Here is a 13,433-nt window from a genome sequence, read left to right as displayed (position 1 = left end):
TTATCCTTTGCGATGTCCATAGACGCGGGGGCGCGTGTAGTAGTCGATCAGAGGAACCGTGATATTCGCCAACAGGACAGCAAAAGCAACGCCGTCCGGATAGCCGCCGAAGCTACGAATCAGCCACACTAATACCCCAGCCAGCGCGCCGAAAATTAAACGTCCACGGTTGGTCGTGGAGGCGGTAACCGGATCCGTTAAGATAAAAAATGCACCCAGCATGGTGGCGCCTGACAGCAGATGAAGCTGCGGCGAGGCCAGCGTAGCGGGCGAGAAAAGCCAGCCTAACGCGGCGCATAGCGCCAGCGTCAGCAGAAAACTGACCGGGATATGCCAGCGGATGGCTTTTTGCCACAGCAGGAATACGCCGCCGACAAGCCAGGCGAGGTTAACCCACTGCCAGCCCACGCCAGCCAGCGCGCCGCTGTATATCGGGTACTGCATGATTTGCTCAACGGAGTGCCCGGCGCGCAAGGACGTTTTAAACGTATCCAGCGGCGTCGCCTGGCTGATACCGTCAATACCGATACGTAGCAGCGTCATATCGCCGCCGCTGGCGGTATGCCCGGTAAAAATCATCCGCAACGTGTCCAGCATATCGGGCGTTGTTGCGGCTATTTCATAAGGCGGCAACCAGCTTGTCATTTGCACCGGAAAGGAAATTAATAGCACCACGTAACCGATCATGGCCGGATTAAAGGGGTTTTGTCCCAGCCCGCCATATAACTGTTTAGCGATAATAATGGCGAATCCGGTTCCCAGCACGACCATCCACCAGGGCGCAAGCGGAGGGATGCTGACCGCCAGCAAAAGCCCCGTCAATAACGCGGAATAATCCTGCAGGTGACTGGCGACCGATTGTTTGCGCAGCCTGAGGACAATGGCTTCTGCGACTAGCGCCGTGATAGCAGCCAGAACGATCTGGAAAAGCGTTCCCCAACCAAAAAACCACGTCTGCGCGGCAATCCCCGGCAGAGCGGCGATTAATACCAGCAACATGATTCGCGATGTCTGGCGCTGGTTATGGGTATAAGGCGAGCTTGCGATTCTGAATACCATTTAATCCTCGTTAACAACCTGCTGCTGTGCTGCTTTTTTTGCCTGAACGCGGGCGATAGCCGCAGCAACCGCGGCTTTACGCGGGTCGGCCGGTTCGGCAGGTTCGCTTCCGGCCTGCTGCTCCTGCTTACGGGCTTTGGCGCGAGCGATGGCCGCTTCCACTGCGGCTTTGCGCGGATCGATCGGTTCGGCAGGTTCGCTTCCGGTCTGCTGCTCCTGCTTGCGGGCTTTGGCGCGGGCGATAGCCGCTTCCACCGCGGCTTTGCGCGGATCGACCGCTTCGGCAGGTTCGCTTCCGGTCTGCTGCTCCTGCTTACGGGCTTTGGCGCGGGCGATAGCCGCTTCCACCGCGGCTTTACGCGGATCGACCGCTTCGACCGGTTCGCTTCCGGCCTGCTGCTCCTGCTTACGGGCTTTGGCGCGGGCGATGGCTGCCTCCACCGCGGCTTTACGCGGATCGACCGGTTCGGCAGGTTCGCTTCCGGCCTGCTGCTCCTGCTTACGGGCTTTGGCGCGGGCGATGGCTGCCTCCACTGCAGCTTTACTCGGGTCGTCGCCGGGTATCGCGCTGTCAGCCATCGGATGAGCGGCTTGTTTAGCGCGCGCTTGCGCTTTACGCGCTTCACGGGCCGCGATGACGGCGCTATTGTCTGGCTGACTACCCGCCTGAATAACCACCGGTTGCGTGGCCTGCGCCTGTTTCTCTTTTACCCGCGCCAGCGCAGCGGCAATGGCATCCTGATCTTTTGCCGCTGGTTGTACCGCTGCGCTCTTGTGACGTGCAAGGCGGGCGGCTTTTTCGCGCTCCAGTCTTGCCTGACGAGCCTCAAAACGCGCTTTGGCTTCGGCGGCGCGTTTTTCTTCAAGCCTGATCGCATTAATCTCCGCTTTTTCCTGACGGAAATATTGGACGAGCGGAATATTACTCGGGCAGACCCAGGCGCAGGCGCCGCATTCTATACAATCAGCAATATGGTGAGCGGTAGCCTTGTCATGCTGCTGCCCTTTGCTGAACCAATAAAGCTGCTGCGGTAAAAGGTCGGCAGGGCAAGCGTCAGCGCAAGCGCTGCAACGAATACAGCTTTTCTCTTCCTGAGGCGCTCCCATTTCAGTCACGGATGGCGCCAGCAGGCAGTTGGTGATTTTTACGACCGGTACGTCAAGCCAGGGAAGGGTGAATCCCATCAACGGGCCGCCCATGATGACCATCTGGTCAGCAGAAGGGCAGAACCCGGCATCGTTAAGCAAATGACGAACGGGAGTGCCGAGCCGCGCCCAGACGTTACCCGGGCGGCTTACCGCTTCACCCGTTAAGGTGACGACGCGTTCTGTGATCGGTTCGCCGTCAATCACGGCGCGTTTAACGGCATACGCCGTACCGACGTTTTGCATCAGCACGCCAATATCAGAGGAGCGCCCGCCGTGGGGAACCTGTTTTCCCGTCAGTATTCGGGTGAGCTGTTTTGCGCCGCCGGAAGGGTATTTGGTTGGGATCACACGTAACGAAATATCGTGGGCGTCAGCCAGTACGGCGCGCAGCATGGAAATAGCCTGCGGTTTGTTATCTTCAATGCCGATTAATACCTCACGCGGTTGCAGAATATGCGCCAGGATGCGAATACCTTCCACAATCTGCGCGGCGCAGTCCTGCATCAAACGATCGTCCGCCGTAATGTAAGGTTCGCACTCTGCGGCATTGATAATAAGCGTGGTGATTTTATCGCCGCCGCCCTGCAATTTAACGCCGGTGGGAAACCCCGCGCCGCCAAGCCCGGCAACGCCATACTGATGAATGCGTTCAATGAGCGCTTCACGGCTGTGGGCGCGGTAATCAGACCAGCCCTCGCGTTCAATCCAGCGGTCCTCGCCGTCGGCATCAATGATTACGCTTAACTCCGCCAGCGCCGAAGGATGCGCCGTCGAGTGGGGGGCAATAGCGATAACCGTCCCGGAGGTGGGCGCGTGTACCGGCAGCATTCTCCCACGTCCACGGGTAAGCGCCTGGCCGCGTAGCACGCGATCGCCGACGCTAACGCACAGCTCGCCCTCAGCGCCAATGTGCTGTTTTAAAGGGATAACAAAGCGCGGCGCTAAAGGCACCTGGCGCAGCGGCGTGCCGTTTGACTGGGTCTTCATTTCGGGCGGATGAATACCACCGTCGAAATCCCAGATTTTATCTTTTCTGAAAGCGGAAAATAGTTTAAGCATGTTGTTCCACGGGAATGATGCGAACGGGAATGGTGTTCAAATCCCATTTCCAACTGTCGGGCGTCTCATTCACCGGACGTAATTCGATGCAGTGCGTCGGACACGGATCGACGCACAGATTACAGCCAGTACAGAGATCGCTCATGACCGTGTGCATGGCGCGCGTTGCGCCAACAATGGCGTCAACCGGGCAGGCCTGAATGCATTTTGTGCAGCCAATGCAGTTATTTTCATCAATAACTGCCAGCATACGTACTGGCGCAGCCTGCTGTTCTTCACCATCGCATGGTTGCGGCTCTACGTTTAGCAACTCTGCAATTTTCAGCATGACGGCTTCGCCGCCGGGCGCGCAACGATTGATTTTCTCGCCCTGGAGACCCACGGCTTCGGCGTAGGGGCGGCAGCCGGGATAGCCGCACTGACCACACTGGCTCTGCGGCAAAATCGCATCGATTTTTTCAACAACCGGATCATCTTCAACCGCGAATCGGCGGGAGGCATAACCCAGAATGGCGCCGAACACCAGACCCAGAAGGGTCAGGGCGCCAACGGCAATCCAGATAGTATTCATTACAACTTCACCAAACCACTAAAACCCATAAAGGCCAAAGACATTAATCCTGCGGTAATCAATGCTATCGCGTTACCACGAAAAGGGGCGGGCACATCCGCCACGGCAAGGCGTTCGCGGATAGCGGCAAACAGAACCATCACTAATGAAAAACCGACGGCGGCGGAAAATCCGTACAGCGCCGACTGAAGAAAGTGATGACCGAGATTAATATTCAGTAACGCTACGCCCAGAACCGCACAGTTAGTGGTAATCAGTGGTAAGAAGATGCCTAACAAGCGGTATAACGCCGGGCTGGTTTTCCGCACAACCATTTCGGTAAATTGCACGACCACAGCAATGACGAGGATAAAGGCTAGCGTCCGCAGATAAATCAGATCCAGCGGAATAAGTATCCAGGTGTCGATAAGCCAGGCGCATATCGACGCCAGCGTCATGACAAAGGTCGTCGCGAGGCCCATCCCCATGGCGGTTTCCAGTTTTTTGGATACGCCCATAAAGGGACAAAGGCCCAGGAATTTGACCAGTACAAAGTTATTGACCAGTACAGTTCCGACAAAGAGCAGCAGGTAATCAGTCATGTTTCGGCCTGAAATAAAAAAGCCGCCTATTATCTGTCAAACTACCACAGGCGACAACAGGTTAACTGTAGGGTTATTACGGATTAACAAACGTTGTTTTAACGCGCGCTGAACGTTTGAGATAAGGCACAATGAGCGCCGTTGCCAACAGTGGGAAGAGTAACTGACGCACGGCAAAGGCATCTGAGACGGGCGAAAAGGCAAATGCTTTAACCGCCAGTAACACCGACACCAGCAGCCAGATAATGTAATGCTTCGGCACGCAGCGTCTGCGCTTGAAGAATGCGATCGTCAACCACAGGGTATAGTACCACATGGCGATAGCGGTAATAAATGAAATGCCCCATAGCAGTAAATTACCGGTTTCCTGTCCGCTAAGCGTCTTGAACGTTTGCGGTGTGGCAAGCGCCATAACGTAGAGTAATAACGCCAGCGAGGCGCTCAACAACGCGACTAACAGCCAGGCTAACGGGCCAAGAAGCCAGCCTCCAATTCGTTGTGGCGGTGTTGTAGTCATATCTTCTCCGGGGTTACGCGCATTAACGGTCATGCCGCTCATTTTGGGGCAAATATTATAAGGTTTTTGATGTTAAACGCTACTTTCTTTATTGCACATAGCGCCAGACGGATTGCGGAACCTGACCTACATCAAACAGGCGTCCTCCGGAAACCAGTTCGGCACGGCGGTGATCTGCAGCGCGATACATATTAACAATGTCCATGTCATCAGTAAGGGTATAGTTAAGGTGGTCGAACAGTTTTTCCAGACTTTCGAGCGAACTAATTTTGCGGAATTTTAATAGATAATCCTGAACAGTCATATAAAGTTGATCCATATTAAATATAATGCCAACGGAGTAGTCACTGATAAAAAATAAACAAAACCGCACCAGTGAGAGGTCAGGGGTGCAGGTAAAAAGGGAATATTCTTACCGGTAAAGAGTCAGGCGCCACATGGCGCCTGGGGCGAAAGGTTAACGCGCTTTCCTACAACAGGCAATAAACGTCAGACCAGATAGGACATATTTCGTTTTTTTTGCCGGTTTTTGACTTTTCTTTGCACCCCCCGGGGCGCCGCTTACCGTACCACGCGAAAATGCCTTTACATTATCTGACGCTTACTTCTTCTGGACGGAAGCCGTGGGCTCTGGTGGTTGGTAATTGTCAATATGGTTGGCAATACCTAAAAGAATGACTGAGATAACGAGAACTATCCACCCAGTTAATTCAATAAGACGATTCATTATTGACGACATTTGCTTTGATTTATCCATAAACACAGGGGGTAAATGTTACTTTCCTGGCGAACGGTCGGCAAGAGGGAGGGAAACGTTTTCAGCCTCTGTTCTGTAACAAGTTAATCATTTGATGCTACGTTGATGGTCAGGACGCTATTGCGGCTAATCGCACGATGGTGTGGAATAGCGATATCTAAAACCGGAGGCAGTGAGATGAATGATAAAATCCGCGTTGGGTTAATCGGTTATGGCTACGCCAGTAAAACCTTTCATGCGCCCTTAATTATGGGAACGCCAGGGCTAGAGCTTGCGGCGGTATCCAGCAGCGATGAAACAAAAGTGAAAGCAGATTGGCCGGCGGTTTCCGTGGTCTCTGAGCCCCGACATTTATTTAACGATCCGCATATCGACCTTATCGTGATCCCGACGCCCAACGATACCCATTTCCCGCTGGCGAAAGCTGCGCTGGAAGCCGGTAAGCATGTGGTGGTTGATAAACCCTTTACCGTGACACTGTCACAGGCGCGAGAATTGGATGCGCTTGCGCGGAGCACTGGTCGGGTACTTTCCGTCTTCCACAACCGACGCTGGGACAGCGATTTTTTGACGCTGAAGGCCTTGCTGGCGGATGGCGTGCTCGGCGAGGTGTCCTTGTTTGAATCCCACTTTGATCGCTTCCGTCCCCAGGTGCGCGACCGCTGGCGCGAGCAAGGCGGGCCGGGAAGTGGTATCTGGTACGATCTGGCGCCGCACTTGTTGGATCAGGCCATTCAACTTTTTGGCCTGCCGGTCAGCATGACGGTGGATTTAGCGCAACTGCGTCCGGGCGCGCAATCTACAGATTATTTCCACGCGATTTTATCCTACCCCCAGCGCCGCGTGATTTTGCACGGTACGATGCTGGCCGCGGCGGAATCCGCGCGATACATCGTTCATGGTTCGCGCGGTAGCTATGTAAAATATGGCCTCGATCCCCAGGAAGAACGGTTAAAAAACGGCGAGCGTTTACCGCAGGAAGACTGGGGATACGACATGCGTGACGGCGTATTGACCCTGGTTGAGGGAGAGACGCGCAAAGAAGAAAACTGGCTTACGTTGCCGGGTAACTATCCGGCATATTATGCCGCCATCCGCGATGCGTTAAACGGTAACGGTGAAAATCCCGTGCCAGCAAGCCAGGCGATTCAAATTATGGAGTTGATTGAACTGGGCATGGAATCGGCAAAACATCGCGCGACGCTGTGTCTTGCCTGAGATGTCGCATTTCTCCGCCTGGGATAGCATTAAACCGCAGGCGGAGAGAGGGCGTTAGCATCAATAAAGCAATCTTACGCCTCGGCCACTTTTTCGCGCAGCGCACGTTTTTCGCTATCGCTCAGAAAGGCGATTTCCAGACCGTTAATCTGCGCCTGGCGAATCTGTTCGCGGCTCAATCCTGCCGCTGGCGCGGCGACGTGATATTCATGGATAATATCTACGCCCTGAACAGCCGGATCGTCCGTATTAAGACTGGCGAGAACGCCATGCTCAAGGAAGGTTTTGAGTGGATGATCCGCCAGCGATGCGACGGTACTGGTCTGAATATTCGAGGTCAGACAGGATTCAATACCGATACGCTGCTGTGCAAGAAAATCCATTAACGCGCGATCTTCGACAGCTTTTACGCCATGTCCGATACGTTCGGCCCCCAGTTCGCGAATCGCCTGCCAGATACTTTCCGGCCCTGCGGCTTCGCCAGCGTGAACGGTGATATGCCAGCCCGCATCGCGCGCCCGATTAAAGTGCGACAAAAACAGACTGCCGGGAAAGCCCAGCTCATCACCGGCTAAATCCAGCGCGGTGATGTTCTCTCTGTGCGCCAGCAGCGCATCAAGCTCCTGTAAACATGCCGCCTCGCCGAAGGTACGGCTCATAATGCCAATGAGTCGTGCCTCGACGCCAAACGTGTTACAGCCGTCGCGTACACCGTCGATAACGGCTTCAACCACGCCTGCGATCGGTAACTGATGCGCCATCGCCATATAGCCGGGCGAAAAGCGAAGCTCGACGTAATGCAGGCCGTTACGTGCGGCATCTTCAATATTTTCAAAGGCCACACGGCGGCAGGCGTCAAGCGATGCCAGGACTTTTACCCCCCAATCGAGCTTAGTGAGAAAGCTTACTAAATCGGGTTCGGTTGAGGTGACCTGGACATGCGGAATCAGCGTTTCCAGCGTTTGGGCGGGAAGGGCGATGTTGAACTGCCGACCAAGATCCAGAATTGTTTGGGCGCGAATGTTGCCATCAAGGTGGCGGTGGATGTCAGTCAAAGGAAGCGTAATATCAATCATGGGCGCACTCAATTTTTAATAAAAGTGCGCACCATTATACTACAGATTGATAATGCTCTGGAAATTTTGCAAAAACGGAGTCATTACGTTGCAACTTCGCGAGAGCGCGGGAGAAATTTTGTATCATTCTCTTTAACGCGCCCCCAGTCAGCTCACGGGGGGCGTCTCTGTTATCGCCTCTCAGGATAAAGGGTCAACCCCCCGCTTGTAGACGGTATCAGCGAACGGTGCGGTGGCAAAATCCATATCCGAGATCGTAAAGGGGAGCAGATCGGCTTCGCCAAAACGATCGGCGACATAATCCCACTACGTACACCATGTCCCGCGTCGGTCAACTTCCTGTGAAAAATCGAACATATCCCTTCTTTATGCCTGAACGGTATTCATCAGGCCAACCATTTCATCTTTTACCGACTGAACCTGCGGGCCGATAATTACCTGCAAATTATGCTGATTGAGCTATACGATGCCTGTCGCGTGATTGTCCTTCAATGCCTGGACATCGACAAACGACATATCTTTCACTGACAGGCGTAGGGGGGGATGCAGTTGTCCAGACTCACGATGTTTTCCGTGCCGCCTAATGCTCACGACGAGCACCATGTGCGGAGTCAAACGATAGCCGCTCGCCTGGTAACGCAAAAGTAGAGGCTGCGCGTCGTTCGGCGCAGACCGGGTGCAGCGTCGCGACACCCGGCAAGGCGATTATTGTTGAGGCAGCGCCGGAACGTCCGGTACGGAAAGCGCCGGCATCCCAAACAGGCCGACAAAGTCTTCCAACGGCATTTTTTGTCCGTTGAGCGTGATCTGGCCATTGGCGTACTGCAAACTGGAGGCGATAGTATTATCCTTCAGCGTTGTCAGTCGGAACATCTGACCCATTGCGGACAGCCCCTGCACCTGCTGTTTTGCCAGTTTTTCCGCATCATCCTGCTGATAGCCTTCCAGCTTTGCTATCTGCGTCATAAACTCGACCGCCATGTCCATCGGAATTGCCAGTTTCGCATCCAGCGATTTCACGGAGCGGTCGACTTCCTGCGCCAGCGTTTGCGGTTGTGCCGTTGTGGTTGCCGGATCTTTGAGGAACAGCGACAGATTCAGCGTGGTTTCCCCTTTGGCGTTTTTCCAGCTAAGCGGCGCCAGGGTCAGTACCGGATCGCCTTTTAACAGCACGGGGAGAGCGCTAAAGAACGCTTCAGTGACTTTTTGCTGATAAAGCTCAGGATTCTGCGCCACGTCCGGCTGATTCAGCAGCGCCTGCGTTTGTGCATGATATTGCTGACTAAACTGGTGCCAGGCTTCGCCGTCGATTTGACCGACTTTCAGCGTTAATTTACCGCTGCCCAAATCCTGATTCTGCACTTTCAGGCTGTTAAGCGAGTAATCCAACTGGCTGTTAATGGTTTTTCCGTCGTTGACGAGATCGGACTTGCCGGCAATTTCCATCCCTTCCAGCACCGCCATCTCTTTACCCTCAATGGCGATGGACAGTTTATCCAGCGTTAACTTTTGGTCGCCCACACGTTCGCCAAAGCTTGCCAGTTTACTGGTACCGTCGGTTTTCAAATTATTAAAGGTGAGTTGGACCTTCTGGTTATATTCGTTAACGGCATCGACCAGGCCGCTCTGCGCTTCGCCCGACAGCGAAACCACATTACCGTCTTTATCGGCGTTAAGCTGGAACTCGCCGCCGCTAAAGGCGACCTTTTCACCGGCATTCTCGTAGTTTAACGGCTTGAGAGAGATATCGGAGCGGGTATCGCCGCCATAACCAATGCGGGTATTGATAACAAAGGGCGTGTTGCCTTTCGCGATATCAAAGAGGGGTTTTGCCGCATCGTTATTCACCAGCGTGGTTTTTACCGACGCCATAGAAGGGATCAGATTGAGCGTTTTGAGCTGGGCGAGCGGGAAGGGGCCATGTGAAACGGACTCGTCCAGCACAATGCTTTGCCCGGGCTTCAACCAGGTAGTGTCTGCGCCGGCAACCGGTTTGACAACCAGTTGCAGATGGCTACTGAACACGCCACGCTGGTAGTTTTGATAACTTAATTCGACACCGGCCTCCGGCGCAGTACGCTTGAGCTGTTCATTGGCCTGAGTCACCATTTCTGAAAGATGGTTCTCCAGCTTTTTCCCCGTATACCAGGCGCCGCCTGTCCAGACGATGCCAAGTGCAATCACTACACCTGCAGCTACCAGTGTTTTTTTCATATCAATTGTCCATAAAAATGAAACCAGGCGGATTAAACCGCCTGGAGGAGTTTTACGTCTGTTATAAGCTTAGCAAGAGTTGTTAAAAAATTCAGTACGTTGCTACAGCTTGTTATAAACACGCGCTAAACGGCCTGTGCCGCTGGCGTTAACCGGAGACTCATCCGCGCCGATAAAGGCCGATTCACCCGGCTTCAGTACCAGACGCTGTTCATCTTTACGTAACACCGCCTCACCCTCAACGCAGAACAGAATCGCGGCGCTGTGTTGGCCGATGCTCGTCTCCTGAAGCGCCAGGTCGTGCAGTGAAAAAGCAAAATCGTCAACCGGAATTGGGAAGTCCAGCTCCGCGCCGCTTTTCACCGGGGCAGTCAGCAACTCGCCGGCAGGTTTAGGTTCGAACTTCACGTTCGCGACCAGCTCAGGGATGTCGATATATTTTGGCGTAAGGCCAGCGCGCAGAACGTTATCGGAGTTCGCCATGACTTCCAGCGCAACGCCCTGCAGATAAGCATGAGGCGTTTCGGCAAACAGGAACATCGCCTCGCCGGGATTCAGTTTGACCACATTCAGCAACAAAGGAGAGAAAAGCCCGCTGTCGTCAGGATAATACTCTGAAATCACGCGGATCGTTTGCCACGGTTCGCCTTGCTGGCTGTTAAGCGCCGCTTTGAGTACGGCTAACGCGCGGGATTTTTCTTCGCCTTGCATATTCAACAGGCTGGCGAAAAGCTGGCTCAGACGTTCAGCATTCGGCGCCTGCAAAAAGTGGGCGATAGCGGAATGCGCGCCGGCGACAGGTTGCAGTAAAGAGACAATGTCAGAAAATTCGCGGAACGCGTTCATCGCCAGGAAAGGCGTCAGGGCAAAAACCAGCTCTGGTTTATGGTTAGGATCTTTATAGTTCCGCTCTGCGGCATCCATGGGGATACCCGCCGCATTTTCTTTCGCGAAACCGATTTCGGAATTGCGCTTATTCGGGTGCACTTGAATAGAGAGCGGCTGCGCGGCGCACAGTACTTTAAACAGAAACGGCAGTTCGCCGAAACGGTTGGCTACCGCTTCGCCCAGCATGGCGGTTTTATTCTTTTCGATGGCGTCACGCAGGGAGACGGTTTCGCCGTTGGCGGTGGTGATTCGCGAGCTGCTTTTGGGATGCGCGCCCATCCAGAGTTCAGCCATTGGCTGCTGCTGCGGATTGGCGATGCCATAAAGTTCCGTTAACGCAGTTTTACTTCCCCAGGCATAGTTTTGCACTGAGTTAATGAGTTTTTGCATTATCAAGCCCTGTTTCAATGTGGAGATCAATGGGAGGTATTAAACCAAGAAACCCGCATGAAGTAACCTCCGGGCGTAAAAAGTCGTACTTGTCTCAGTTTTTGTTAAAAAATTGTGTAGGATAGTGTTACTCGCTTTGAGTCGGGCAATGGAACACCTGCCCAGAGAATAACCATACCGAGCGGTAAGTGAGAGCACAATGTCAAACAAACCCTTCTTTTATCAAGACCCTTTTCCCCTCAAAAAGGACGATACCGAGTACTACTTGTTGACCAGCGAACATGTTTCCGTCGCCGAATTTGAAGGACAAGAGATCCTGAAAGTCGCGCCGGAAGCGCTAACGCTGTTGGCGCGTCAGGCCTTCCACGATGCGTCTTTTATGCTACGTCCCGCGCATCAGCAGCAGGTGGCGGATATTCTGCGCGATCCGCAGGCCAGTGAAAACGACAAATATGTCGCGCTGCAATTCCTGCGAAACTCCGATATCGCGGCCAAGGGCGTGTTGCCCACCTGCCAGGATACCGGTACGGCCATTATTGTCGGCAAAAAAGGCCAACGGGTCTGGACTGGCGAAGGTGATGAAGCGGCGCTGGCTCGCGGCGTATATAATACCTATATCGAAGATAACCTGCGCTATTCACAGAACGCGGCGCTGGATATGTACAAAGAGGTCAATACCGGTACTAACCTGCCGGCGCAGATCGATCTCTACAGCGTCGATGGCGATGAATATAAATTCCTCTGTATCGCTAAAGGCGGCGGATCGGCGAATAAAACCTATCTCTATCAGGAGACAAAAGCGCTTCTGACGCTGGGTAAGCTTAAAAATTATCTCGTCGATAAGATGCGTACGCTGGGCACCGCCGCCTGTCCGCCGTATCACATTGCGTTTGTCATTGGCGGCACCTCGGCGGAAGCGAACCTGAAGACCGTTAAGCTGGCCTCGGCAAAATACTATGATGCGCTACCGACCGAAGGCAATGAACACGGGCAGGCCTTCCGCGATATTGAGCTGGAAAAAGAATTGTTGCTTGAGGCGCAAAATCTTGGCTTAGGCGCGCAGTTCGGCGGCAAGTATTTCGCTCACGATATTCGTGTCATCCGATTGCCGCGCCACGGGGCATCGTGTCCGGTAGGTATGGGCGTGTCCTGCTCCGCGGATCGAAACATTAAAGCGAAGATCAACCGGGACGGGATCTGGATCGAGAAGCTGGAGCGCAATCCCGGTAAATATATTCCAGAGGCGCTGCGCCAGGCGGGAGAGGGCGAGGCGGTGCGCGTTGATCTTAACCGTCCCATGAGCGAGATACTGCAACAACTGTCGCAGTATCCGGTATCAACGCGCCTGTCGCTGAACGGCACGATTATTGTGGGCCGCGACATCGCGCACGCTAAACTGAAAGAACGGATGGACAGAGGCGAAGGTTTGCCGCAGTACATCAAAGATCATCCTATCTATTATGCGGGGCCGGCAAAAACGCCGGAAGGGTATGCCTCCGGGTCGCTTGGGCCGACTACCGCAGGACGGATGGACTCTTATGTTGATCAGCTCCAGTCGCAGGGCGGCAGTATGATCATGTTGGCGAAAGGCAACCGCAGCCAGCAGGTGACCGATGCCTGTAAGAAACATGGCGGCTTCTACCTGGGCAGTATCGGCGGCCCGGCAGCCGTTCTGGCGCAGGGCAGTATCAAGCGCCTGGAGTGCGTGGAATATCCTGAACTGGGTATGGAGGCTATCTGGAAAATTGAAGTGGAGGATTTTCCGGCCTTTATTCTGGTGGATGATAAAGGCAACGATTTCTTCCAGCAGATTCAGTCATCGCAGTGCGCACGCTGCGTTAAGTAATGTCGCCGCCCTGCGGGGCGGTAACATGATTCGCTATTTTGCCGGAGAACGGCGCAAGCGCCTTATCCGGTCTACACCGTTGTGTTGTTATCGTTAATACTCATAAGA

The 13,433-nt window shown here is 54.0% G+C and carries 12 protein-coding genes and 2 pseudogenes; 2 read left to right on the top strand and 12 right to left on the bottom strand.

Features of this window, described 5'->3' with window-relative positions; genetic code table 11:
- The 7 genes from rsxD to blr form a co-directional block, all read right to left on the bottom strand.
- Window positions 1–1,059, bottom strand: coding sequence for an electron transport complex subunit RsxD (gene rsxD, locus QEN31_RS12260; protein WP_000231891.1), 1,059 nt, complete (start codon window positions 1,057–1,059; stop codon window positions 1–3).
- Window positions 1,060–3,267, bottom strand: a complete 2,208-nt coding sequence (gene rsxC, locus QEN31_RS12255) for an electron transport complex subunit RsxC (protein ID WP_000915668.1) — start codon at window positions 3,265–3,267, stop codon at window positions 1,060–1,062.
- Window positions 3,260–3,838, bottom strand: a complete 579-nt coding sequence (gene rsxB, locus QEN31_RS12250) for an electron transport complex subunit RsxB (protein WP_001092597.1) — start codon at window positions 3,836–3,838, stop codon at window positions 3,260–3,262. The genes rsxC and rsxB overlap by 8 nt, the downstream gene beginning before the upstream one ends.
- Window positions 3,838–4,419 carry an electron transport complex subunit RsxA gene (gene rsxA / locus QEN31_RS12245; protein WP_000133179.1) on the bottom strand — a complete coding sequence of 194 codons (582 nt, stop codon included), beginning with the start codon at window positions 4,417–4,419 and terminating at the stop codon, window positions 3,838–3,840. The genes rsxB and rsxA overlap by 1 nt, the downstream gene beginning before the upstream one ends.
- A gap of 76 nt (window positions 4,420–4,495) precedes the next feature.
- On the bottom strand, window positions 4,496–4,936 hold the full coding sequence (locus QEN31_RS12240; RefSeq protein ID WP_000214061.1) for a DUF2569 domain-containing protein: 441 nt from the start codon (window positions 4,934–4,936) through the stop codon (window positions 4,496–4,498).
- Window positions 4,937–5,024: 88 nt separating this feature from the next.
- The gene (gene ydgT / locus QEN31_RS12235) at window positions 5,025–5,240 is read right to left on the bottom strand and encodes a transcription modulator YdgT (RefSeq protein WP_000217946.1); all 216 of its coding nucleotides are present in this window, start codon (window positions 5,238–5,240) and stop codon (window positions 5,025–5,027) included.
- Window positions 5,241–5,537: 297 nt separating this feature from the next.
- The gene (gene blr, locus QEN31_RS12230) at window positions 5,538–5,663 is read right to left on the bottom strand and encodes a division septum protein Blr (RefSeq protein ID WP_001708800.1); all 126 of its coding nucleotides are present in this window, start codon (window positions 5,661–5,663) and stop codon (window positions 5,538–5,540) included.
- Between the two features lie 207 nt (window positions 5,664–5,870).
- Between blr and QEN31_RS12225 the strand changes: the two genes are divergently transcribed.
- Window positions 5,871–6,911, top strand: coding sequence for an oxidoreductase (locus QEN31_RS12225; protein ID WP_000998242.1), 1,041 nt, complete (start codon window positions 5,871–5,873; stop codon window positions 6,909–6,911).
- Window positions 6,912–6,985: 74 nt separating this feature from the next.
- On the opposite strand, the gene add is transcribed toward QEN31_RS12225, so the two are convergent.
- The 5 genes and pseudogenes from add to manA form a co-directional block, all read right to left on the bottom strand.
- Window positions 6,986–7,987 (bottom strand): adenosine deaminase, encoded by a 1,002-nt coding sequence (gene add, locus QEN31_RS12220; protein ID WP_000565569.1) that lies wholly within the window; start codon window positions 7,985–7,987, stop codon window positions 6,986–6,988.
- A gap of 225 nt (window positions 7,988–8,212) precedes the next feature.
- Window positions 8,213–8,344, bottom strand: a pseudogene (locus QEN31_RS12215) (transcriptional regulator); the annotation flags it as partial.
- Window positions 8,345–8,353: 9 nt separating this feature from the next.
- Window positions 8,354–8,574, bottom strand: a pseudogene (locus tag QEN31_RS12210) (glucose PTS transporter subunit EIIB); the annotation flags it as partial.
- 118 nt (window positions 8,575–8,692) lie between these two features.
- Window positions 8,693–10,201, bottom strand: coding sequence for a YdgA family protein (locus tag QEN31_RS12205; protein WP_099949673.1), 1,509 nt, complete (start codon window positions 10,199–10,201; stop codon window positions 8,693–8,695).
- A gap of 102 nt (window positions 10,202–10,303) precedes the next feature.
- Entirely contained in the window at window positions 10,304–11,479 is a 1,176-nt protein-coding gene (gene manA / locus QEN31_RS12200) for a mannose-6-phosphate isomerase (protein WP_001170622.1), read from the bottom strand.
- 199 nt (window positions 11,480–11,678) lie between these two features.
- Between manA and fumB the strand changes: the two genes are divergently transcribed.
- Complete coding sequence (gene fumB, locus QEN31_RS12195) at window positions 11,679–13,325, top strand: class I fumarate hydratase (RefSeq protein ID WP_000066594.1); 1,647 nt, start codon at window positions 11,679–11,681, stop codon at window positions 13,323–13,325.
- Window positions 13,326–13,433 lie beyond the last annotated feature (108 nt).

Origin of the sequence: Salmonella sp. SA15303, assembly GCF_029962125.1 — a bacterium.
In the GTDB taxonomy this organism is placed as follows: Bacteria; Pseudomonadota; Gammaproteobacteria; order Enterobacterales; family Enterobacteriaceae; genus Salmonella; species Salmonella enterica.
The sequence above is the reverse complement of the archived record's forward strand: the minus strand, read 5'-3'. Positions and strand labels throughout refer to the sequence as shown.